A 23,015-nucleotide genomic window follows, 5' to 3' on the forward strand; every position below is an offset into this window, starting at 1 on the left:
TCAGGAAACATGCGGGAGACCACGACGAGCGCGCGCGAGGCGCCGTCGTCTACTTCGCTGACAGAGCAGCCGCACGTTACCTCGGCAACCGCGCGCCCGCGTGCCGCAATTCATCTTGCACGGTGGAGTGAATGGCGCGCCCGAAGAGATTCGAACTCCTGACCCCCAGATTCGTAGTCTCATTCTGACCAAAGCCCTGACATTCCTAGACTTTCCCTGAGCGATAAAAGCACCGTTGTTATCGGCCTTTCCGCTTCTACGCTGCTATCCGGAAATTCCGGGGGATGCGGTTTCGGTGTTGCCCCGGTGTTGCCCCGAACCGAACAGCAGCGAGCGAGCCTATGACAGCCCGACGGATCACCAAGCGCACCGTGAACGCCCTTCAGTCCAACGGCAGCGAGTTCACAATATGGGATGACACCGTAAGCGGCTTCGGCGTCCGCGTGCGACCTACCGGGGCGAAGTCCTACGTGGTGGTCTACCGGGCGGGCGTGGGGCGTGGCGCGCCTGTGCGACGCTACACCATCGCGGCGGTCGGCAAAATCACACCAGAGCGCGCGAGAGCGCGCGCCAAGGTCGTCTTGGGGGCCGTGGCACACGGTCACGATCCGGCGAACCAGAAGACCACCGAACGCGGCGCGCCCACGGTCGCCGAATTGGCGGACCGGTTCATGGCCGACCACGTGCGGACCAAGCGCAAGGCCGGGACAGCGGAGTTCTACCGTGACATTCTGGACCGCATCGTGAAGCCCGCCGTGGGCACCACCAAGGCCGACAAACTGACCCGGCTCCAGATCGGCAGGCTGCATTCCTCTCTCGCCGACACGCCCTTTCAGGCCAATCGCGTGCTGGCCGTGATCGGCAGCATGTACGCCTTCGCGGGCCGCGCGGGCGTTGTGCCGGAAGGCACGAATCCGGCGCGCCGTATCGACAGGTTCACGGAAAGCCACCGGGAACGGTTCTTGACCGGCGAGGAACTGGAGCGGCTGGGTGGCGCGATCCGTGAAGCCGAGACCACCGGCATTCCCTGGGCACTGGACGAAACCAAAGCGACGGCCAAGCACATACCGAAGCTCAAGCGGTCCACCAAGATCGAACCATCCGCTGCGGCAGCCTTGCGGCTGCTTCTATTCACCGGCTGCCGCCTTCGAGAAATCCTACATCTGCGGTGGGAGCACGTCGATTTCGAGCGCGGCTGTCTGTTCTTGCCGGACAGCAAGACCGGACGGAAAACGGTCATCCTGAATGCGCCTGCCCTAGCTGTGCTGAATTCTCTGGAGCGAGTCGGCGCGTACGTGGTGCCCGGCGACAGTCCGGAGAAGCCGCGTCATGACCTGAAGCGGCCATGGGATGCCGTCACGAGACGGGCAGGTCTGACTGGCGTTCGTCTGCACGATCTTCGGCACACTTATGCAAGCTTCGGTGCTGCCAGCGGCCTTGGATTGCCGATCATCGGTCGGTTGCTAGGCCACGCTCAAGTCGCAACCACCTCGCGCTATGCACATCTGGATAACGATCCGCTGCGACGCGCGTCGGACGCGATCGCGGCTCACATTTTTGCCGCTCTTGAAGGAAGTCAGGCGGCCTCCGTGCTACCTTTGCGACAAATGCGATGAGAGCTAGCCCGCAGCGAGCGGGGAACGCATAGTCGGCCATTCACATTTCGAGGCATTGCACTCTTTAGTGCGCAATAATTTCTCGCACAGGCGGCGCATCCACCGCATAGTGCTCTAGCACCGGCTACGCCGAAGACCATGCTATCGACTCCCTAGAGCGCAGCTTTTCCAAGGACTTGGCTCACCGCCACCCCATTGCACAGACCTCACTTGTTCAAAGAAAAGCCCGTCCGATCAGAGTCTTGGCGGGCGAGTCAATTTATCACTTGGCCGGCGGGAACTTTCCGCCTACCCTCGGTTTCATGGGTGAGGTTGACGCAACCGTTGTTCACAACCCATTCGACAACATCACCGCGCCCCCAGACCGGGCGGTGGCTAGAGCGGCTTTGACTTCCGAACTCGGCATTGATCCCAGCCACCACATCATCGGCTGCGTCGGCAGGCTGCATCACGAGAAGCGCCCTTGGGTTCTGGCTTCAGTAATCGCCAGAGCCGCGCGGCATCTCGGGAAGCCAGCCCACGCCGTCTTTCTCGGCAAGGACGAAGGGCAACAGTCCGTCGTAGTGGACGCTGCAACCGCCGAAGGCGTCGCCGATCGCATTCACTTCCTCGGCTTCCGCTATCCCCCCGCTCAGTGGATTGCCGGAATGGATATCGTCATTGCGCCAAGAGCCAACGAAGGCTTTGGCCGCGCCGTGGTCGAATCCATGCTGGTTGGAACGCCCGTCATCGCAGCAAACCGCGCCGGTCACACCGAAATAATTGACGACCTGGAAACCGGCGTTCTTGTCGAGCCGCACGACATCATTGCGTTCAGCAACGCTGCGATCTGGCTTCTATCGTCTCCAGAAGATCACAAGCGCATTGCCGATGCTGCGATGGCATACGCGCGGGACGCATACTCGGTAGAAAAACACGTAGAGCGCATCCAGGGTATTTATGACCGACTCCCCGGCTTTCGAAAGGCTCCGTTACTTGTTCGAATGTGGCTACGTGCCACTGGCTGGAGGCGACGCAAACGACTCGATCCGGTTGCGTCACCGGAAATCGCAGTACCCCGTCGTGATGGTGAGGCGTGACGGAAGCATCAGACTTTCGGACCGGACAATCACAACGCACGAGGACTTCATTGCCACGTTCAGCGGCGTAAAGCCGAGGCGTGGCTGGTTCGGTTAGAATGATGCGGCGATAGCTACAGCCGAAGTAGATCCCGGAAGGTTCATGCTGATGCTCTGTGGCGTAGCTGCTGAGATATTGGGATCGTCAGCGCCGGTCCACGTTCGCGTCGCCTCAACTACTTCATCCCAGCGTTCGTTAGTGAGACCCGTAGTCGTGTAGCCGGTGTTGTTGAAGCACCCGCCCGCCGCGACAATGAACCCACCGGCCTGCACGTCGCAGTCCAGAATTTGCGGGTCGGATGTGCCGCTTGCAAAATCAAATGGCGTGTCGGATGTCAGCCCCGTACACGTCCACCAGCCAACCGCAGCTTGTGCCGGAGTCGCCCCGAAGGTCGGAACTATGTCCACCGTCGTTCCTGACGCAACAGTGTTTGCCGCTCCTTTAGTCAGGCGTGGAAGCAGCGTCCTAAGCTGGCGGACAACCCCGTTAAGCGCTATCCTTGAGCCGGGCCAGTTGCTCCGACGAATGACCGCATGATCTCCGCCTGCCGGTGAGGATCAAGATTGCCGTAGCTGCAGAAGGTTGTCAGGACGTGCTCGTGGCCAAGGTTCTGGGACCACGCCTTGAACGCCTCAGGCGTCTTGCAGAGCGTTTGCCCGAGAAGGGCGAGCGTATTCCGGAAGCTGTGCGGGTTGAAATAGGTTAGCCCGCACTCCGCAAAGGCGTCCTTGAAGATCGCCCTGATTCGGCCCGCATTGCTCCAGTGCTTGCGGTCCAGGCCCACCGCCTCAAACTTGCGGCCCGTCACTGCGACCTTTGTCGCGGGAAAGAGCGGATCGTCGAGCCCCCAAAGCAGGTCGCGCCGCAGATAGTCCACCCAATCGACAACCACCGCACGGATATCGTCCCCCACCGGGAAAAACGTGGTGGAGAATGACTTGGAAAACTTGGTGTTCACCTGGCGCGCGTCCTGATCGACGCGGCCGGCGACAAGGTCGATATGCCGGAGCTTGAGCGACGCGATCGCCCCGTCCCGCGCGCCGGTGAGGATCGTGAACGCGATCAGCGCTCGGTCCCGCCGCTCGATTTCGGTGGTCCTGGGCATGGAAAAGATCACGTGCCGGATTTGCTCCAGTGTCGGGACGCGGGCCGGGCGGACGGCTTTTGCCACGCGAGCGTCCTTGAGCGGAAGGTTGAAATATTCGGCGTCGGAATAAGAGATGCGCGACTTGTAGCCGGGTTGCCCCGCAAGCCAGCGAAAGAACCGGCGCAGGGCGGAGAGTGCTGCGTAAAGCGTTGCCTTGCTGAGTCGCCCGCCGGTTCGGCCAGCTGACTGATCCGAGAGATGTTGCTTGAACCCTTTCGCCTGCTCGATATGGAACCGTTTGAAATCCCGGTACCGCGTGTAGGATTCGAATCGGGCGATAGCAGCCGCAATGGCATCGATCGATTGCTGGCTTTGACCCTGCGCTTCGGCGAGATAGGTAAAGTATCTGCGCTTGATCCGCTCATTATTGGGATGGTGACTTTTCATCGGTGGTTGCCTTGGTGTCAAAGTGACAAATCACGTTGGGCCTGCTTGTCTCTTCTATGCGTGTTGCCGCCCGTGCGATCGAAATGTCGAGATCACCCCGAACCGCATCCATCCTCGCCGGATTTACCCGCCGATAGATCAGCCGATTGCAGTCGGGGCAGATACCGCAGAGTGACCCATTGGCACCCTCGGACCTGAGTTCGGCCATGTTTCCAGCCGGAACTTTCGGCGCACGACATGGCAGGCAATAGATGCGGCCAGGACCGCAGCTTTGCTTAGCGTTCGCGCGTCGCTCGATCAGGAAGCGACGCACCTCGTCACCGCGGATAAGGGTTGGCCGCTGATCATCGATTGGCCGAAGTCCGTCGCGGACCCAGCTGCGAACGGTGTTCTTGTGGACCTTGAGCAGACCCGCCAATTCTTCGACCGAATAGTTGCGGTGGATTTTCGCGAGGCGGGGGTTGGGGTGTTTGATCCCCATGTCAGCGCGGATGTGCGACGGTGAGCGCCTTCAGGAATCGCGCGTCAGCATCGGATGTGTCGCGCGCCGTCCGCGATTCCAACCATTGCTCAAGATCGGAAGGCCTATACACGACACGCCGGCCAAGCTTCAGATACGTGGGCCCGTTTCCATTCAGCCGCAGCTTCGCGAGCGTGCTTTCCGATAGTCCAACGAACTTAGCGGCTACCCTCGCCGTTACGACCTTGGGCATCAAGGCGACCGGTTTAGCAACCGTCGGATTTTCGCATGCGGTCATTCGATCCTCTTGCATAAGCGTCCAGAAATCGCCGGGACAGTGCAGGAGAGATCGGGCAATTGAAGCCCCCGAAAAACTGCCCTGAAATTCCCCGATATTTTAATTTCGGGGCTTCATCGCTGCGCGATGTCGGTTCCGAATGTTGTTTTCGATTGTCTTCGCCGTTAGCGAGGGAGCGCTGGGGTGCGTCTTCTTTAACCAAGCTGCCAATGCCGCGGCCTCCACGCTGAGCATTCGCTCTGCTTCTCCGGCGTCGAGGCGGCGCTGATGCTCCGGATGCACCAATTGCATTGAAGTCGGACGGCCCGGCGCGCCGGTGTAAAGAATTCCATTTTTTTGCGCGACGCCAGCCGTAGCGCTCGGCCAAAATCGAGCGACATCGGATTTCAAAACCATCAACTTCGACCACCGGGCTCCCGAGCGGGTCCGCAGACAATCGCCTTCGCCTCGCTGCCAATTCTCGTCGTCAAAGTAGATTGACGAGCACAGATGCAGTTCATCGCTAAGGATCAAATCTATCGGCGCATCTGAGAAAGGGTAGTCAACGCGAAGCGATGCAAAAATATGGCCTTCAATCTTCTCTCTAATCCCGTTTCGAATGCCCGTTGCCTCGATTTCGTTTGAAGCAATTCGGGCGAGAAGATCTGTGAATGCAGCTGACCAGACACGGGTATCTCTCGGGTTGAAATTTCCTGGGCCTCTGCAAGCCGCGATCCAATGTGCTGCGCAGTACAGCGGGAAATGTCCGGCCCCTGAGGGAGCGATTGGCGGCGGCAGTTCCGCCTCTGCATCAGAGGGCTGCCAAGCCGGCCATACAGAAACGACCGACATTCGACTGAAGATGATATTCGAATATCCTGCTCTAGAAAGCAGACCGGCTCGCACGGCGTCGCGACCGCATTCCTCCACCGACTGCAGATCGTGCCACTCGTGAGCAGGGATGATCACCCGTTGCGCACTATCACCCGGCATTCCGGTCGCGTGCAGAACGTTCTCCTGAAGCGCTTTCCAAAGCATTTGTCTAGCTTTGGCAAAACTCAAGATCGGCCGCTCGCTTCCATCGTCTGCGGCGGAAAAATGATCTTCAAGGGAGAGGCGGCTCAAGGTCGCCGGCGATCGAGGTTCAAGAAAATATCCCTCGAAGATCGGCCCGTCGAAGCCGATGCGCCATTTTCTGAAGTACCAGTCGTGGCATGCGGTCCGATGGGGGTCGAAGTACGAAAGCACGACTTCCGGACTGCGCCACATGATCCAGGCTACGGTCATCGGAAGCGTCCAGCCCGTTTCCTGCATCACATCAAAACTCTTCGGGCCGGGACATCCGGCCAACGGTCCGATTCCGATACGCTCGGCCTCGCTTTCCGCCGCGGCTGGCGTTAGCCGTCCGTATCTCGCATCTTCAATTATCTGATCGCGGTCCCGGCGCTTCAATTCCGATAGCTCCGACGCTATGCAGTGCCGAAATTACCATGTTTTGATATCGCGTGTTGCCCCGGTGCTGCCCCGCCGCAGTCGCATGTCAAGGGCCAAAAAATCGCGCCGAAATTCTGAATCAATATCAATGAGTTAATGGCGCGCCCGAAGAGATTCGAACTCCTGACCCCCAGATTCGTAGTCTGGTGCTCTATCCAGCTGAGCTACGGGCGCATGCCGCGCGAGGGATAGCCCGAGGGGATCCCGAAGCGACGGCGGATAGCTATCGTTCCCCTCCCCGGATGGCAAGACTTTTCGGCCGGAATCTGCGCCTCAGGCGCTGGCCCGCTCTTCGCGCCAGGCATCGAGATCGACCGCCTGGTCCGGGATCGTGAGGTGGAAGGTGGCGCCGATGGTGCCCTCCACAAGGCGGATTTCGCCACCATGGGCGCGGACGAGCTCCGCGGCGATGGCAAGGCCAAGCCCGGTTCCGCCGGGCCGGGCCGAACCGGAGAATGCCTGGAACAGATGCTCGCGGGCGCGCTGCGGGAAGCCGGGCCCGGTATCAGACACCTCGATCACGACCACCCCGCCCTCGCGGCGACCTGTCACGCGAATCTGGTCGCGCAGCGCGTTGTTCGGCGCGCGCGCCTCCAGTGCCTGCACGGCGTTGCGCGTGAGGTTGAGAAGCACCCGGAACATGTGGTCGTGATCGGCATCCATCTCGAGCCCGCGTTCGATCGAGACGATCCAGCCGATGTTGCTATCGGAATCGAGGCCGAGCGTTTCCCGGACTTCATCCACGAGGGGCTCGACCGCAATCATCCGACGGTCGGGCGGTGCTTCCTGCGCACGGCCATAAGACAATGTCGACTGGCAGAATTCGATTGCCCGCTCGAGCGTGCGCAAAAGCTTCGGCGCGAAGCGCTGCACCCTTGCGTCGCGCACGGTCGACAACTGATCCGACACGAGTTGCGCCGAGGCGAGCATGTTGCGCAGGTCATGGTTGATCTTCGACACGGCAAGGCCAAGCGCAGCAAGGCGCGCGCGCTCGTGCAACATTGACGTCAGGTTGCTCTGCATCGAAGCCAGTTCGCGCTCGGTGACGCCGATTTCGTCATTGCGCTTCGACACCTTGAGGGTGCGCGACGGGTTCTCCGGGTCGGCACGAAACGCCATGATATTGCGGGTGATCCGGCGCATCGGCCGCACGAACATGAAGTGCAGCGCCAGATAGACCAGCGCCAGCGCGGACATCGAAACGATCAGCGACGCGATCAGAACGTTGGTCGAAAACCGCAGCATCGCCCGCTGAAGCGGCTCATTCCGGATCAGGATTTCGAGGAATTCGCCATCGCGCGGCGCGGCCCCGATCACACGGATGATGGTTTCCTTGGGGTCGAACAGGCCGTGATAAGCACCGTCCACCGCGTCGAACCAGCTGACCTCGCGCAGATCGTAATTGCGATGGATCTCGGACGGCATTTCCGCGACCGCGAGCAGTCGGCGGGTCTGGCCGGTCTTCATCACGACAGCCTGCGCGCCGATGCTCGCCAGGATGTCGCGGGCGAGATCTTCCGGCACCATCCCGCTTGGGGCGGCATGCAGGACCAGGGCCGCCGTCCGCGCGGCCGCGAGCCGGTCATTCAGCCAGTTGAGACGAAAGGTCGATACCGACGGCACATAGATCATCACCTGCACGATCATGACGAACAGGATCGTGAGGATGAGGAGCTTGCCGGAAAGCCCGAAACGCGGCACGCCAACCGGGCTTTGATCATCGAGATCGTTCATCACGCTGCCTGTACGGGCTCGTCGGGATCAGGCGAGGCTCCGTATCAGCCCTATGATGCGGCCGCTCCGTGAACCCGTCAAACGCGGCGCAAAAATGGCCGCCGTGGAAGTCGTCGTTATGGTTAAGACGCGTGCGGAGGGAACATTTGTTCCGGCTGCATCGCCCTGACGGGGGCCCGTCCCGGCTTCCGATCGCGCCGTGTCGCGCCGGATTCAGGCCGCCGGCCCCGGCGCGCGACGGAAGGCTATCGCATGTCCCTGATCGGACGGGAGAAAACAGGGCCCGCCGAACGCCCAAACAGGCGAAGCGGTCGCATTGACGAGAAGCCGCAACGTCCCGTATAAGCCCCCGGAATTCCGGCACCGGCGGCTTTTCGAGGCGAGAGGCTTTTTCGCTTAGAGAGTGTTGCAGCCTAAAGGCCGGTGCGCACCACCCGAAGCATCCGGCATTGCGCCGCGACAGGCGGAGACTATTCCCGTGAAACGGACCTATCAACCGAGCAAGCTCGTGCGCAAGCGCCGGCACGGCTTCCGCGCCCGCATGGAAACCAAGGGCGGCCGCAAAGTCATTTCGGCCCGGCGTGCGCGCGGCCGCAAGCGCCTGAGCGCCTGATCGGGGGCGGCCCGGAAGGCCGGCCCGTATGGAGCGCCTGAAGCAAAGAGCGGATTTTCTGGCCGCCGCGGGCGCGCTCAAGGTGCCGTCCTCCAGCTTTGTCCTGCAGGCCCGCGACCGCAGCGACCAGGGGCCGGCGCGCGTCGGCTTCACCGTGTCGCGCAAGGTCGGCAACGCTGTCGAACGCAATCGGGTTCGCCGCAGATTGCGCGAACTGGTTCGCCTGAATTCCCTGGATGCGCTGCGTCCCGGACATGATTATGTGCTGGTCGGACGGCGTTCAGCCTTGTCCGCCGCCTTTTCCGATCTCGCAGCGGATTATGCCCGCGCGATCTCCCGCATCCACTCGATGCGCCGCAAGCCCAGACCCGAACAGCCTGACCCCAGACCCGTGAGTTGAGAACGCATGATCGGCGACCAGAAGAACATGTTTCTTGCGATCGGGCTTTCGCTGCTCGTGATCCTGGGCTGGCAGTATTTCATCGGCGGCCCGCAGCTGGAGCGTCAGCGCGAGGAAGCCAGGCTCAAGCAACAGCAACAACAGCAGCAGACGGTGCAACAAACCGCGCCGGACGCGGTACCTGGAGCAACCCCGCAGCCGGGCGCAACCACGCCTGCCATACCGGGACAGCCAACCGTCCCCGGACAGACGCTGACCCGTGACGCCGTTCTCGCTGCCTCGCCGCGCGTCAAGATCGAAACGCCCACCATCCATGGATCGATCTCGCTGCGCGGCGGTCGCATCGACGACGTGGCGCTGATCAAATATCGCGAGACCGTCGATCCGAAATCACCGGCGATCGTGCTGCTGGCGCCATCCGGCAGCCCGCATCCGTTCTATGCGCAGTTCGGCTGGACCAACGGCGCCGGCGGCAAGGTCAAGGTACCGGACGACAACACGCTGTGGACCCAGCAGGGATCGGGCGCACTCGGCGTCGGCAAACCGATCACGCTCACGTGGGACAATGGCGAAGGCCTCGAATTCCGCCGCGTCATCAATGTCGACGAAAACTACCTGTTCACGCTCGAGGACACGATCGTCAATCGCGGCGCCGACGCGGTGACGCTTTATCCCTACGCACTGATCTCCCGGCACGGCAAGCCGGAGATCCTCGGCTATTATATCCTGCATGAAGGCCTGATCGGTGTACTCGGCGACAAGGGCCCGCAGGAGGTCTCCTACAGCAAGATCGAGTCCGAGAAGCAGATCAGCTTCGCCGGAGTCGTCAATGCGTGGCTCGGGATCACCGACAAATACTGGGCGGCGACTTTGCTGCCGGAGACCAATGCCAAGCTGAACGCGACCTTCTCGGCCCGCGACCTCAACAACCGCAAGGTCTACCAGACCGACTATCTGCTGGAGCCGGTGACCGTCGCGGCCGGCGGCACGGGCGCCGCGAAGGCACGGCTGTTTGCCGGCGCCAAGGAAGTCGGGCTCATCGACAACTACGACAAGACCCTGCATCTCAATCGCTTCGAGCTGCTGATCGACTGGGGCTGGTTCTACTTCATCACCAAGCCGATGTTCTGGCTGCTCGACTTCTTCTTCAAGCTGGTTGGCAATTTCGGCGTCGCGATCCTGATCGTGACGGTGATCATCAAGATCGTCTTCTTCCCGCTCGCCAACAAATCCTACGCCTCCATGGCGAAGATGAAGGCGGTGCAGCCGCAGATGGTGCAGATCCGCGAACGGTATGCGGACGACAAGGTCAAGCAGCAGCAGGCCTTGATGGAGCTGTACAAGCAGGAGCGGATCAATCCGCTCGCCGGCTGTCTGCCGATCCTGATCCAGATCCCGGTCTTCTTCGCGCTCTACAAGGTGCTGTTCATCACCATTGAAATGCGGCACGCGCCGTTCTTCGGATGGATCAAGGACCTTGCCGCGCCCGATCCGACCACGCTCTTCAACCTGTTCGGGCTCATTCCCTGGAATCCGGCCAGCGTTCCGGTGATCGGCGTCTATCTCATGATCGGAATCTGGCCGATCATCATGGGCATCACGATGTGGTTCCAGATGAAGCTGAACCCCTCGCCGCCGGATCCGACCCAGAAGATGATCTTCGACTGGATGCCGCTGATCTTCACGATCATGCTGGCAAGCTTCCCGGCCGGTCTCGTCATCTACTGGGCCTGGAACAACACGCTTTCGGTGCTGCAGCAGTCCTACATCATGAAAAAGCATGGTGCGAAGATCGAGCTGTGGGACAATCTGCGTGAGACCTTCGGCAAGAAGAAACCGCAGACTCCGTCGTCTTGACGGCGGTGACCGGCGCAGATGCTGAACAGGTTCGTCATGGCCGGGCTTGTCCCGGCCATTGACGATTTTGCGAGACGCGACGTGAATGCCCGCGACTGACGCGGGCATCACGGTAGGAGCAACAGAGCGCGGGCCCGACATGTCCGATTTCACCCGCAGCGAGATCGAGGCCGGCCGCAAGCTGTTCGCCGGCGACTGGCAATTCATGTGGGCTGCCGCATCGGTCGGGACGCTGCCGCCGATGAAGGGCATGGAGATCGCGTTCGCCGGACGCTCCAATGCCGGCAAATCCTCGCTGATCAATGCTGTCACCGGCCGCAAGGCGCTGGCGCGCACCTCGCACACGCCGGGCCGCACCCAGGAAATCATCTTCTTTCAGGGCCCGGACAATCTGCGGCTCGCCGACATGCCGGGCTATGGTTATGCCGAAGCGCCCAAGGCGAAGGTGAAGGCCTGGACCGAAATGATCCATGCCTACCTGCAGGGTCGGGCCAATCTCGCCCGCGTCTATGTCCTCATTGATGCGCGGCACGGCATCAAGGAGGCCGACAAGCCCGCGCTCGAACTCCTGCGCACGTCCGCCGTATCGCATCAGATCGTCCTGACGAAATGCGACCAGCTCTCCGCCAGGGACCTTGCGCAGCGGATCGAGGAGGTCGGGCAGGAGATGGGCAAGAACGCCGCCGCGTTTCCCGAAATTCTTGCGACATCGTCCCGCGAAGGAACCGGCATTCCGGAGCTGCGCGCGACGATCGCCCGCCTCGTTGCCGAGCGCAGATAGGAGACCCGCATGCTGCAGATCCTGATCGCGATTGCCGCCCTGTTCGGTTGCGCCGGCATCGTGTTCGCAGCGGCGGGCGCCCATGCCAAGCCGGGAACGGGGCTCGATAGCGCCGGACACATGTTGCTGTTTCACGCGCCCGCGGTCATCGCCGCCTGCGCAGGTATTGCGGCGGGCCTCATCAGCCGCCCCGTCGGCGCGATCGCGGCGATTGCGCTGCTGATCGGGGTCGCCCTGTTCGCCGGAGACCTTGCGCTGCGCGCCTATGTCGGGCACCGCCTGTTTCCGATGGCCGCGCCCACCGGCGGCATGGTCATGATCGGCGGCTGGGCGCTTCTGGCGGTGGCCGCTTTCCTCGCGATGCGCTAGGCCTTGCCGCGTTCCGGGGCGGCCCGCTAAAACCCCGCGAAATCTTCCGCAAGGACACCCCACGCATGACGGTTTCCCCGTACGACCAGGCCCGCATCCTGTCCGAAGCGCTGCCGCATATGCAGCGCTACGACGAGGAAACCGTCGTGATCAAATACGGCGGCCACGCCATGGGCGAGGAAGAAGCCGCGCGTGCCTTTGCCCGCGATATCGTCCTGCTCGAACAGACCGCGATCAATCCGGTGGTGGTTCACGGCGGCGGTCCGCAGATCGCGGCGATGCTGAACCGGCTCGGGATCAAGTCGCAATTTTCCGGCGGCCTGCGCGTCACCGATGCGGCGACGGTCGAAATCGTCGAGATGGTGCTGGCCGGCTCGATCAACAAGCAGATCGTCAGCCACATCAACCAGGCCGGCGGAAAGGCTGTCGGCCTGTGCGGCAAGGACGGCAACATGGTCGTTGCCCGCAAGGCCGGGGGCCCGAGCGGCGCGGCGGTGGCAGACGTGGTCGATCTCGGCTTTGTCGGCGAACCGGAGAAAGTCGACACCACCGTGCTCGACCAGATCATCGGACGCGAACTCATCCCTGTTCTGGCGCCGATCGCGTCGGGGCCGAACGGCGAAACCTTCAACGTCAACGCCGACACCTTCGCCGGTTACATCGCGGGCGCGCTGAAGGCGAAGCGCCTCCTTCTTCTCACCGACGTTCCCGGCGTGCTCGACAAGAACAAGAAGCTGATCCCCGAAATGTCGATGAACGATGTGCGCAAGCTGATCGCCGATGGCACGATCTCGGGCGGCATGATCCCGAAGGTCGAAACCTGCATCACCGCACTCGAGCAGGGCGTCGAAGGCGTCGTCATTCTCGACGGCAAGGAGAAGCACGCCGTGCTGCTCGAACTGTTCACCGATCACGGCGCCGGAACGCTGATCCATCGATAAGGCGGCTGTCACCGCCCATCTTGTTTGACGCGCCGGGTACGTATTTGATTCACCGTCCCCGGCATCGGCTTCGAAGGAAAGTCCGACCTGATCGCCGAGAGGCGCAGCCTGAGCGGCCGGTCGCGCAAAAACGCAGCGCCTTGACATCGCGAAATCAACAGTACATATTTAAGCATATATACTACATAAGAGAGTTGCCGTGTCGAAATATTCTCCGTTGGGGGAGTTTCTCCGCAAGCAGGCGGCGAACGAGGTGCGGCTCAGTTTCTCCGATATTGAGCGCATCGCCCGAGTGAAACTCCCTCCCTCAGCGCGCTATCGCGCCTGGTGGAGCAACAACCCAACCAACAGCGTCATGACCAAGGTGTGGCTTGATGCAGGCTTCGAGACCGAACAGGTCGACATGGCCGCGCGCAAGCTCGTGTTCAAGCGCGTTGGAAAGGCAGTGACCGAACATTCGGAGGGCCGGGCGGGCAAGCACCCGCTTTTCGGCCTTTCCAAAGGGTTGCTACGGATCAATCCGGGAACGGATGTAACCAAGCCCGCCGATCCGAACTGGAGCAATTCGTAGGTGCGTCCGATTCTCCTCGACACCTGCGCGCTGATTTTCATCAGCGAGGATCAGCGCATCACGCAGAAGGCCACGGAGTTGCTCAACACCGTGCATTCAGCGGGCGGCATCACATATGTTTCGCCGATCAGCGCATGGGAGATCGGCCTACTGGCCGCGCGAAACCGTCTGACGCTTCTGACCACCCCGCAACGATGGTTCTCACGGCTGCTCGCTGCGCCCTCTGTGCAACTGGCGGACATGCGGCCAGACCTTCTGATGGAATCGTCATTCCTGCCGGGAAAACCGCCCCGCGATCCCGCAGACCGCATCATTGCCGCAACCGCCCGGGATCTGGCCTGCACGCTCATTACGCGTGATCGCGCGCTCATCGAATATGGCGAGCAGGGGCATCTGCACATCGTTGAGTGCTAGGGCCGCCCCCACAAATGCCACGGCCGCCCTCAGGCGGCCGTGGTCCCTTCCCCCTCGTGCTACGCTACGCGTTACTCAAGCGTTCACGACGGCGTGATTTCAGCGGGCGATCAAGGCATCACATAGGCATAAATGCGGCCGCGCGAGTAAACCGCCTCGGCAACTTTGCGGTTATGATTCCCCGAAATGATGATGGGATTCCCGGCCTTGTCGATGCCTGACACGATTCCGACATGTCCGCCGCCGCGGCCCCGCGACATCACGGCGATGGCCCCGACCTGCGGCCCGGAAATCCGGCGACCGTAATCGGCGAAGGATCGCGCCATGTTCGATCCGGTCCCGCGCCGGCCGGTTTTCTCAAGCACCATGTTCATGAAGCGGGCGCACCACAGCGCGCTCATTCCAGTTGGGTTGGTCCCGAGATAGGAGCGCGCCGTCGCGATCAGCGACGATCCAAAGCCCGTGGCCGGTGCAGTGGAGGCGTGCGACACGGCAGCCACGCGCGAAGCTTGCGGCGCGGCACCGCGGGCATGTCGCCACTGGTTGTGTGCGACGTGACGGCGCGGCGTTGCCGCGTGGCGCGAGTGGCGATAGCCCGCGCCTGACCAGCCCGCATATGCCGGAATGGACGTCACTGCAGCGGCGTGGTGGTGCCGTGCGATTTTATGCCTGGAGGGCCGTGCTTCGGCCGGTGATTGCGTGAGGATGATGGTCGTTGCGATGATCGCGGTCAGTGCGATCGCGTTAGCTGTCACGTTAAGCTTGCAGTTCATTAGTAGGTCGGTCCCCGCTTTCTTCTTGCCTGGTTGACCTGCGCCAAGCGGAACCGGCCGCAGGGCGCAAGAAAACGCCGCCGTGACGGACGGCGGCGATTCGGGCGCGACATGACGGGGGATGCGGGCGGGAATTGGGACGTTAATCCGGCCCGGCGTTCACATCAGCTTTCGAATTGAAACATCTGCGCGTGCGCGAACAAATTATGGCACGCCGAATGCGACGATCGTCGCAGACACAATGCTTAACGCTTGCGACTCAGCAAAAACACGGCCTGTTCGCCGAACAAATTCCAGAACCACCAGGGCACGTTGATACGAAGTTTGCCGCCCCACGCGTTGAGCGCGACGGCCGCCTCCATTTTTACGCCGATCTCGTTACACAGGTCGCGAAAATCGCGGATCGTGCAAAAGTGAATGTTCTGGGTGTCGTACCAGGTGTCCGGCAGGTTCGATGTTCGCGGCATGCGTCCAAAGAACAGCAGCTTCAACCTGATTTTCCAGTGACCGAAATTCGGGAAGGACACGATGGCACGCTCGCCGATGCGCAGCATGTGCTCCAGCACGACGCGCGGTTGCCAGGTGGCCTGCAGGGTCTGCGACAGGATCACGTAGTCGAACGCGTCGTCCGGATAATCGGCAAGATCGGTATCGGCATCGCCCTGGATCACCGCGAGGCCCTTGGCGACGCAGAGATTGACGCCCTCGCGCGAAATCTCGATGCCGCGGCCGTCCACGCCTTTGGTCTCGGTCAGGATCTTCAGAAGCTCGCCGTCGCCGCAGCCGACATCCAGAACCTTGGCGCCCGGCTCCACCATCTGCGCCACCACGAGCAGGTCGACGCGCGCGCCGGAGGCGTTGCGCACCACATGGGCGGTCGCGAGTTCGCGCTGCGGGCGGGTCTGCATGTTCATGACTTTACATCAGGCATGATGTGATCCGGAAACCGCTGCACACTTTTCGGCACATGCTCACACGAGACCGCGGGCGCGCGCAGCGCCGTCAAGGAAGCCGCGGATGATCGCGAACAATTCGGGCTCGTCGAGCAGGAAGGCGTCGTGGCCCTTGTCGGTGACGATCTCGGCGAACGAGACGCGTGCGCCGGCGGCATTCAGCGCATGCACGATGGCGCGCGATTCCGACGTGGGGAACAGCCAGTCGCTGGTGAAAGACACCACGCAGAAGCGTGTCGGCGAATTCCTGAACGCATTCGCGAGCACGCCGTCATGCTCCGCGGCGAGATCGAAATAATCCATCGCGCGCGTGAGATAGAGATAGGAATTGGCATCGAAGCGCTCGACGAACGACGAGCCCTGATGGCGCAGGTAGCTCTCGACCTCGAAATCCGCATCGAAGGAAAACGTCGGATTGGTGCGATCCTGGAAGCGGCGTCCGAATTTGCGATGCAGCGCGGCGTCCGACATGTAGGTGATATGCGCACCCATGCGCGCGACCGCGAGCCCGCGATGCGGACTCGTACCCTCGACCGTGTAGCGGCCATGGCGCCATTCGGGATCGGCCATCACCGCCTGCCGGCCGACTTCATGGAACGCGATGTTCTGCGCCGAATGCCGGGTCGCACAGGCGATCGGCAGCGCCGCGAACACGCGCTCCGGGAAACTCTGCGCCCATTGCAGCACCTGCATCCCGCCCATCGAACCGCCGGCGACGGCGAACAGCGTATCGATGCCGAGATGATCGATCAGCATCGCCTGCGCCCGCACCATGTCGCGGATGGTGATAACTGGGAATGTCAGACCGTAGGGCTGGCCGGTCGCCGGATCGATCGAGGATGGCCCCGACGAGCCCATGCAGCCCGCGACCACGTTGGAGCAGATGACGAAATAGCGCTCGGTGTCGATCGGCTTGCCGGGGCCGACCATGGTCTCCCACCAGCCATTCTTCTTCGTGACCGGATGGACGCTCGCAACGTGCTGGTCCCCGGTCAGCGCATGGCAGATCAGGATCGCGTTGCTGCGGTCTGCGTTGAGGCGTCCATAGGTCTTGTAGGCGATCTGGAACGGCGACAGCGAGATGCCGGAATCGAGCTTCAGCGGGCACTCCGGTCCGAAGCGGACCACAAGCGACTCGCGCGCGCTTTCCGCTTCTCGTACGCGGGCACCCTGCATGGATTTCAGATCGGCCTCGGCCATTACGCTATAACCCGGCACATCCCGACCCGGTCGCATCCTCGCATCTGGCGGACCGGGCCACCCGTCCAAAGGCGGTCGTTCTAGGTAGGCCTAACCGGCGTTAAGTCAATGTTTTCTTTGATTTCGCGGGCCTGCCCACCTAATCATGGGTCCGTTCCGTTAACGGGTAACCCATGTCCGATCAGGCCCCCAAAGCTGCCCCTTCGCTCGCTGCCCTGCGCGCGGAAATCGACCGCATCGATGAGGCCATGCATGCGCTTCTGATCGAGCGCAGCGAGATCATCGAGAACCTCATCAAGGTGAAGGGTACGCAGGAATCGGGCTCGGCCTTCCGGCCGGCGCGCGAAGCGTCGATGATGCGCAAGCTGGTTGAGCGCCATCGCGGCATTCTCCCGCTCGATACCGTCGAGAGCATCTGGCGCGTCATCATCGCCACCTTCACCCATGTGCAGGCCCCCTATTCCGTTCATGCGGACCTCACCGTCGGCGAGGCGGCGATGCGGGATACCGCCCGCTTCCATTTCGGCTTCACGGTGCCGTTCAGGCCGCATATGGGCGCCGGCCCCGCGATTGCCGCGGTCGCCGCCTCGAAGGGTGACCTCGCGCTGGTCCCGGCCGTTTCCGTCGCCGGCTCGGGCGCCTGGTGGACCGCGCTCGAGGGCGACAAAGCGCCGAAAATCATCGCCCGGCTGCCTTTCGTGGAGCGGCCCGACCACCCCGCTTCGCTGCCGGTTTTTGCGATCTCGCATCCGGCCGCCGACGCGGTCATCGCCGAGGTCGAGGTGCACAGCGTCCGGGTGTCGGGCTGGGGCGCCGCCGCCGCGCGTACGCTGGCCCCCCTCGCCGAAGTCATCGCGGAACCGGACGGTGCCTTCGATGGCGCAGCTCTGCTGATCTCGGTCCCCAAGGGCCGGACGCTCGCCGCGGTAACCGACGCCCTGGTCAAGGCCGGCGCCTCCGTGCGCTCGACGGCCCTCGTCGGCAGCCACGCGACCCGCTATACGCTTGCCGAAGAGCGGCCGGTGGCCGCCGCCCGCTAATTCCCTTCCTTCTGTCCGTTGAGGTTCTTGGAATGACTGCAGCCAAGCGTCCGCAGCCGCGGCCCGGCGTTCTCGACATTGCCGCCTATGTCCCCGGCAAATCTTCGGCCCCCGGCGTCGAGAAAATTCACAAGCTGTCGTCGAACGAGAGCCCGCTCGGCGCGAGCCCGAAGGCGATCGCGGCCTACCAGTCGGTGGCGCAGGAGTTGCAGGACTATCCGGACGGCGCCGCGACCGCCCTGCGTGAGGCCATCGGCCACGCCATGGGCCTCGATCCCGACCGCATCATCTGCGGCGCGGGCTCCGACGACCTGATCAATCTGCTGGCGCGCGGCTATCTCGCGGATGGTGACGAGGCGATCCACACCACGCACGGCTTCCTGATGTACCCGATCGCGACGCTCGGGGCGGGAGCAAAGCCCGTCGTGGCGCCGGAGAAGAATCTCACAGCCGACGTCGACTCGATCCTCAAGGCGGTGACGCCGAAGACCAAGATGGTCTTCCTCGCCAATCCGAATAATCCGACCGGGACCTATATCCCGTTCGACGAGGTGAAGCGTCTGCATGCCGGCCTGCCGCCGCATGTCCTTCTCGTGCTCGACGCGGCCTATGCCGAATACGTCAAGCGCAACGATTACGAGGCCGGCATCGAACTGGTTGCGACGTCCGAGAATGTCGTGATGCTGCGGACCTTCTCGAAGATCCACGGGCTCGCGGCATTGCGCCTTGGCTGGATCTATGGCCCCGCGCACATCATCGATGCGCTCAACCGCATCCGCGGACCGTTCAACGTCAATGCGCCCGCGATTGCCGCCGGCATCGCCTCGATCAATGACACCGCGCATATCGAAAAGGCGCGCGCGCATAACGAACAATGGCTGCCCTGGCTGACCACCGAGATCGAAAAGCTCGGCATCAAGGTCACGCCGAGCGTCGGCAATTTCATTCTGCTGCATTTCCCGGAAACGCCGGGCAAGACCGCGCCCGAGGCCGACGCGGTTCTCACCTCGCGGGGCGTGATCATGCGCGCGGTCAGGGCGTACCAGCTGCCGAATTGCCTGCGCATGTCGATCGGCACCGAGGAGGCGAACCGGCTGACGGTGAAGACGCTGGCCGAGTTCATGGGGAAATGATGAAGACGGACATCTCCTGTCCCGGGCTCGATGCAGCACGACGTGATGCATCGCAGAACCGGGACCCACAAACAGCAAATGGGTCCCGGACACGAGACTGAGATGGCCGACGCTCCCGTCATCTCCCGCCTTGCCGTGATCGGCGCCGGTTTGATCGGCGGGTCGGTTGCACGCGCGGCCAAGGCTTCCGGTGCGGCGAAGACAGTCGTCGTCACCGACAGTTCGCCCGAAGCACGCAAGCGGGTGCGCGAGATCGGGGGCAACTTCGCCGACGAAGTCGCGGAGACCAGCGCCGAAGCCGTGAAAGACGCAGACCTCGTGGTGATCGCAGTGCCGGTCGGAGCCTGCGGCGAGGTCGCCAGGGAGATCTCGGACCATCTCAAGCCGGGCGCGATCCTGTCGGATGTCGGCTCGGTGAAGACGTCGGTCGCTCGCGACATGGCGCCATTCGTGCCGAAGGGCGTGCACTTCATCCCTGCGCATCCGGTTGCAGGCACCGAAAACTCGGGACCGGATGCAGGCTTCGCGGAATTGTTCGTCAACCGCTGGTGCATCCAGACGCCGGTGGAAGGCACCGACCCCGCGGCGATCGAAAAGCTGAAGGCGTTCTGGGAAATGCTGGGCGCCAGGGTCGAGGCGATGACGCCGGAGCACCACGACCTTGTGCTCGCGATCACCAGCCATCTGCCGCATCTGATCGCCTACACGATCGTCGGTACCGCTGATGAACTCGGCGAAGTGACCGAGTCCGAAGTGCTGAAATTCTCCGCCGGCGGTTTCCGCGATTTCACCCGCATCGCGGCGTCCGACCCGACGATGTGGCGCGACGTGTTCCTGCACAACAAGGATGCGGTGCTGGAGATGCTCGGCACCTTCATGGAGGATCTCACCAGGCTGACGCGCGCGATGCGGCGCGGCGACGGCGACGCGCTGTTCGAACATTTCACCCGCACGCGCGCGATACGGCGCGGCATCGTGAATATCGGACAGGATTCGGCGGCCCCCGACTTCGGCCGCCAGCACGGCCCGCTGCCGATCGCACCGATCGCGCGGCCCTACGCGTCGGACGACGATTGAGCGGTTGTCATTCCGGGACACGCCCAAGGCGTGGACCCGCAATCCAGATGCGCCGCAGGTCTTTATTGGATTCCGGGTTCGCGTGAATCGCACGCGCCCCGGAATGACGGATCAGAATAGCGGCGGCGTCTGGCCGAGTTTCAGCGGGCCGAGCGTCGCAAGCCCATCCTTGAAGCGCAGCGGCATGCGGGTGGCCTTGCGACCTTCCAGTTCGACCTGCTCGCCGAGCAGCGAGACCGCGCCGGCAATCGCGCCCGGCGCCATCTGATCGAGCAGACCGAGCGCCGCGCCCAGCCGCTGACTGCGGCTGTTGCCCTGCCGCGCCAGCGCCTCGACGCCGAGCGCGGGCAATATCTTCTCGACGCCGCTCGCGGTCACCATGAGCTCGCCGTCGAGATAGCCCTGCGATGTCAGCCGCAGATTTCCGTTCGCGACCGCGAGCACATCGCCCTGCTTGAGCCGCGCATTGCGCACCTCGATTCGCCCGTTCGCCTGCTGGATTTCCCGGAAGCGCTCCGACCAGGGCTTGGGCTGGAAATTACGAAGACCGACGAGACGGGTGTCGCCATCGAAATCGAACGGCTTCGCCGCCAGCGGATGCCAGTTGAGCACCGTCGCAGCCTTGAATGAAGCCGCGATGTCGATCACCGGATTGTCCTGCACGGTGCCTGACGCGAGGCGGCCATGCACCTGACCATTATCGGCCGCGAACACGCGCTCCGGTCTGGCGCCGCCTGTCTGGTCGAGCGTCGGCTTCTCGGCGACGAACGAGACGCGCTGCGGATTGCGCGGCGTGCCGCGCAGGCTGACCTGTGCAAGCGACCAGTTCGCGGTCAGCTTCGGCGCCTGGCCGGGATCGGCCACGGTCAGCGGCGCATCGATCTCCGCGAGCACGAGTGTCGGCTGATAGATCTGCACCGCCGCCAGCACGTTGCCCGCGGACAGCTTCATCGGCGGGCGGGTCTTGTCGAATTGCGCCTCAGCCTGATTGCAGTGGAACTCGATGCGGAACGGGAAACCGCCGAGCGATTGCGAAGCACAGGTGTACATGCGCCCGGCACGGGCCTCGCGCTCGATCCAGCCGGCAATCGTGTCGCGCGCACGCTCAGCCGCGTAGAACCAGAACGCACACCAGCCGGCCACGACGATCACCAGCAGGAGAACCGGTATCAGCCAGCCGATCGAGCGGCGGCGCGGGAGCGCCGTGTCATGGTTCATGGGCATCCTTCCTTTTCGCCCCTTATAGGCTGCCAAAGGTTAGGGGAATACGGCGTTTCGATGTTTCGCAGGCGCGTGGTAATGCCTATTTCGCCTGTCCAATGAAGCTCACCATCGACCAGATCCCCGAGGATTTATGGGTTTTCGGCTACGGCTCGCTGCTGTGGCGGCCCGGCTTTACCTTTCTTGAGAAAGCCCCGGCGCGGGTCACGGGCCTGCACCGCTCGCTCTGCGTCTATTCGTTCGTCCATCGCGGCACCCCGGAAAAGCCGGGACTTGTGCTCGGCCTCGACCGTGGCGGCGCCTGCCGCGGCATCGCCTTCCGGGTGGCGGCAAAGGATCGCGCGGCGACCATCCACTATCTGCGCGAGCGCGAACAGGCGACCGCGGTCTATCTCGAAGTGATGCGCAACGTGACGCTGCTCGGCAATCCAGACCGCACCATCGAGGCGCTGACCTATGTGGTCGATCGCGGGCACCCGCAATATGCCGGCAAGCTGTCGCTCGAACAGCGGCTGCACCTGATCCGTCAGGGACACGGGCGCTCGGGTCCCAATCCCGAATACGTGCTGGCGACGGTCGCGGAACTCGAACGGCTCGGATGCCGAGACCATGAACTGCATGCGCTGGCGGAGCGGCTGAAAGGTGCGGGACACGCTGCCGACCCGCACACGGCTCATTCCCGCGACGGTGGTGCAGACCAGATCTGACGAACGACCGGACTTGTTACGCCGGCTCACCTCTTTCGCGGGGACGCACGGAGCGTGATGCGCGCTCTCCCATCGCCACAAGCTCGGCCGTCTTCGTCTCGATCGCATCCTGCAGCCGCTCGTAGAAGGTCTGGCGGTCGAGCCCCGGCTCGATCGGCGGCAGAAACGCAACGCGCACCACGCCCGGATAGCGCCGGAAAGAACGGCGCGGCCAGAACAGTCCCGAATTCAGCGCGACCGGGACGCAAGGCACGCCAAGCTCGGTATAGAGAAACGCTACGCCGTATTTGTATTTCGGCTCCGCGCCGGGCGCGCGCCGCGTGCCCTCGGGGAAGATGATGATCTCGCGGCCCCGTTCTGTTTCCTTGCGCGCGCGTTCGGTCATTGCCGACAGCGCCTGCGAGCGCTTGCCGCGATCCACCGGGATCATTTCCGCCTTGGCGGCGCACCAGCCGAAGAACGGAATCCAGAGCAGTTCGCGCTTGAGGATATAGGCCGGGTCGTCCAGCACCGTGATGAGCGCGAATGTCTCCCACATCGACTGGTGCTTGGAGGCGATCAGCGCCGCGCCCTGCGGAATGTTTTCGAGGCCGCTGAATTCGCAATCGATGTTGCAGATGACCTTGAGCAGCCAGAGATTCACCCGGCTCCAGTTCCTCACCATCGCCAGCAATGCGCCGCGCGGCAGCAGCAGCGTCGGCATCGCTGCGATCAGATAGACGAACAGGACG

At 62.9% G+C, this 23,015-nt stretch carries 24 protein-coding genes and 1 tRNA gene; 14 read left to right on the top strand and 11 right to left on the bottom strand.

What is annotated here, in order from left to right; translation table 11 throughout:
* The first annotated feature begins 341 nt into the window (after nt 1-341).
* The gene (locus VNZ93_RS22035) at nt 342-1,616 is read left to right on the top strand and encodes a site-specific integrase (RefSeq protein ID WP_325710411.1); all 1,275 of its coding nucleotides are present in this window, start codon (nt 342-344) and stop codon (nt 1,614-1,616) included.
* 242 nt (nt 1,617-1,858) lie between these two features.
* Nucleotides 1,859-2,695: a glycosyltransferase family 4 protein gene (locus tag VNZ93_RS22040; protein ID WP_325710414.1), complete on the top strand. Its 837-nt coding sequence runs from the start codon at nt 1,859-1,861 to the stop codon at nt 2,693-2,695.
* A gap of 533 nt (nt 2,696-3,228) precedes the next feature.
* On the opposite strand, the gene VNZ93_RS22045 is transcribed toward VNZ93_RS22040, so the two are convergent.
* From VNZ93_RS22045 to VNZ93_RS22070, 6 genes are all read right to left on the bottom strand, one after another.
* The gene (locus VNZ93_RS22045) at nt 3,229-4,269 is read right to left on the bottom strand and encodes a tyrosine-type recombinase/integrase (RefSeq protein WP_325710418.1); all 1,041 of its coding nucleotides are present in this window, start codon (nt 4,267-4,269) and stop codon (nt 3,229-3,231) included.
* Nucleotides 4,247-4,750 (bottom strand): helix-turn-helix domain-containing protein, encoded by a 504-nt coding sequence (locus VNZ93_RS22050; protein ID WP_325710421.1) that lies wholly within the window; start codon nt 4,748-4,750, stop codon nt 4,247-4,249. Before VNZ93_RS22050 ends, VNZ93_RS22045 begins: the two co-directional genes overlap by 23 nt.
* Before the next feature lies 1 nt (nt 4,751).
* A complete protein-coding gene (locus VNZ93_RS22055; protein ID WP_325710424.1) occupies nt 4,752-5,042 on the bottom strand; it encodes a helix-turn-helix domain-containing protein in 291 nt (96 codons plus the stop codon).
* A gap of 84 nt (nt 5,043-5,126) precedes the next feature.
* Complete coding sequence (locus VNZ93_RS22060; protein ID WP_325710426.1) at nt 5,127-6,458, bottom strand: hypothetical protein; 1,332 nt, start codon at nt 6,456-6,458, stop codon at nt 5,127-5,129.
* A 139-nt stretch (nt 6,459-6,597) separates the two neighbouring features.
* Nucleotides 6,598-6,674: transfer RNA gene (locus VNZ93_RS22065), tRNA-Arg, on the bottom strand.
* A 99-nt stretch (nt 6,675-6,773) separates the two neighbouring features.
* Entirely contained in the window at nt 6,774-8,234 is a 1,461-nt protein-coding gene (locus VNZ93_RS22070) for a HAMP domain-containing sensor histidine kinase (RefSeq protein ID WP_325710429.1), read from the bottom strand.
* 478 nt (nt 8,235-8,712) lie between these two features.
* Here VNZ93_RS22070 and rpmH point away from each other — a divergent pair, with 478 nt between their 5' ends.
* From rpmH to VNZ93_RS22110, 8 genes are all read left to right on the top strand, one after another.
* Nucleotides 8,713-8,847: a 50S ribosomal protein L34 gene (gene rpmH, locus VNZ93_RS22075; protein WP_325710432.1), complete on the top strand. Its 135-nt coding sequence runs from the start codon at nt 8,713-8,715 to the stop codon at nt 8,845-8,847.
* Nucleotides 8,848-8,875: 28 nt separating this feature from the next.
* On the top strand, nt 8,876-9,247 hold the full coding sequence (gene rnpA / locus VNZ93_RS22080; RefSeq protein ID WP_325710435.1) for a ribonuclease P protein component: 372 nt from the start codon (nt 8,876-8,878) through the stop codon (nt 9,245-9,247).
* Nucleotides 9,248-9,256: 9 nt separating this feature from the next.
* Complete coding sequence (yidC, locus tag VNZ93_RS22085) at nt 9,257-11,104, top strand: membrane protein insertase YidC (RefSeq protein WP_325710472.1); 1,848 nt, start codon at nt 9,257-9,259, stop codon at nt 11,102-11,104.
* 139 nt (nt 11,105-11,243) lie between these two features.
* Complete coding sequence (gene yihA, locus VNZ93_RS22090; protein ID WP_325710438.1) at nt 11,244-11,885, top strand: ribosome biogenesis GTP-binding protein YihA/YsxC; 642 nt, start codon at nt 11,244-11,246, stop codon at nt 11,883-11,885.
* Between the two features lie 9 nt (nt 11,886-11,894).
* Nucleotides 11,895-12,254, top strand: a complete 360-nt coding sequence (locus VNZ93_RS22095; RefSeq protein ID WP_325710441.1) for a DUF423 domain-containing protein — start codon at nt 11,895-11,897, stop codon at nt 12,252-12,254.
* A gap of 65 nt (nt 12,255-12,319) precedes the next feature.
* Nucleotides 12,320-13,195 (top strand): acetylglutamate kinase, encoded by an 876-nt coding sequence (gene argB, locus VNZ93_RS22100; protein WP_325710444.1) that lies wholly within the window; start codon nt 12,320-12,322, stop codon nt 13,193-13,195.
* Between the two features lie 199 nt (nt 13,196-13,394).
* Nucleotides 13,395-13,766, top strand: coding sequence for a DUF7662 domain-containing protein (locus tag VNZ93_RS22105; RefSeq protein ID WP_422662693.1), 372 nt, complete (start codon nt 13,395-13,397; stop codon nt 13,764-13,766).
* A complete protein-coding gene (locus tag VNZ93_RS22110) occupies nt 13,767-14,180 on the top strand; it encodes a type II toxin-antitoxin system VapC family toxin (protein ID WP_325710450.1) in 414 nt (137 codons plus the stop codon).
* A gap of 110 nt (nt 14,181-14,290) precedes the next feature.
* On the opposite strand, the gene VNZ93_RS22115 is transcribed toward VNZ93_RS22110, so the two are convergent.
* The 3 genes from VNZ93_RS22115 to metX all read right to left on the bottom strand — a co-directional run bounded on the left by VNZ93_RS22115 (nt 14,291) and on the right by metX (nt 17,082).
* The gene (locus VNZ93_RS22115) at nt 14,291-14,953 is read right to left on the bottom strand and encodes a TIGR02594 family protein (protein WP_414710155.1); all 663 of its coding nucleotides are present in this window, start codon (nt 14,951-14,953) and stop codon (nt 14,291-14,293) included.
* A gap of 245 nt (nt 14,954-15,198) precedes the next feature.
* A complete protein-coding gene (metW, locus tag VNZ93_RS22120; RefSeq protein ID WP_414710156.1) occupies nt 15,199-15,861 on the bottom strand; it encodes a methionine biosynthesis protein MetW in 663 nt (220 codons plus the stop codon).
* Between the two features lie 63 nt (nt 15,862-15,924).
* On the bottom strand, nt 15,925-17,082 hold the full coding sequence (gene metX, locus VNZ93_RS22125; RefSeq protein WP_325710475.1) for a homoserine O-acetyltransferase MetX: 1,158 nt from the start codon (nt 17,080-17,082) through the stop codon (nt 15,925-15,927).
* A gap of 197 nt (nt 17,083-17,279) precedes the next feature.
* On the opposite strand from metX, the gene VNZ93_RS22130 reads away from it, so the two are divergent.
* From VNZ93_RS22130 to VNZ93_RS22140, 3 genes are all read left to right on the top strand, one after another.
* Complete coding sequence (locus VNZ93_RS22130) at nt 17,280-18,146, top strand: chorismate mutase (RefSeq protein ID WP_325710457.1); 867 nt, start codon at nt 17,280-17,282, stop codon at nt 18,144-18,146.
* Nucleotides 18,147-18,178: 32 nt separating this feature from the next.
* Nucleotides 18,179-19,279 carry a histidinol-phosphate transaminase gene (gene hisC / locus VNZ93_RS22135; protein ID WP_325710460.1) on the top strand — a complete coding sequence of 367 codons (1,101 nt, stop codon included), beginning with the start codon at nt 18,179-18,181 and terminating at the stop codon, nt 19,277-19,279.
* Nucleotides 19,280-19,357: 78 nt separating this feature from the next.
* Nucleotides 19,358-20,356 carry a prephenate/arogenate dehydrogenase family protein gene (locus tag VNZ93_RS22140; protein ID WP_325710463.1) on the top strand — a complete coding sequence of 333 codons (999 nt, stop codon included), beginning with the start codon at nt 19,358-19,360 and terminating at the stop codon, nt 20,354-20,356.
* A 111-nt stretch (nt 20,357-20,467) separates the two neighbouring features.
* On the opposite strand, the gene VNZ93_RS22145 is transcribed toward VNZ93_RS22140, so the two are convergent.
* Nucleotides 20,468-21,574 (bottom strand): DUF2125 domain-containing protein, encoded by a 1,107-nt coding sequence (locus tag VNZ93_RS22145; RefSeq protein ID WP_325710466.1) that lies wholly within the window; start codon nt 21,572-21,574, stop codon nt 20,468-20,470.
* Nucleotides 21,575-21,675: 101 nt separating this feature from the next.
* Between VNZ93_RS22145 and VNZ93_RS22150 the strand changes: the two genes are divergently transcribed.
* Nucleotides 21,676-22,284, top strand: coding sequence for a gamma-glutamylcyclotransferase (locus VNZ93_RS22150; RefSeq protein WP_325710468.1), 609 nt, complete (start codon nt 21,676-21,678; stop codon nt 22,282-22,284).
* Nucleotides 22,285-22,300: 16 nt separating this feature from the next.
* Here VNZ93_RS22150 and VNZ93_RS22155 read toward each other — a convergent pair.
* On the bottom strand, nt 22,301-23,015 hold a 715-nt coding region (locus VNZ93_RS22155), incomplete at its 5' end, for a lysophospholipid acyltransferase family protein (RefSeq protein WP_325710470.1).

This window comes from Pseudorhodoplanes sp., assembly GCF_035565795.1.
In the GTDB taxonomy this organism is placed as follows: Bacteria; Pseudomonadota; Alphaproteobacteria; order Rhizobiales; family Xanthobacteraceae; genus Pseudorhodoplanes.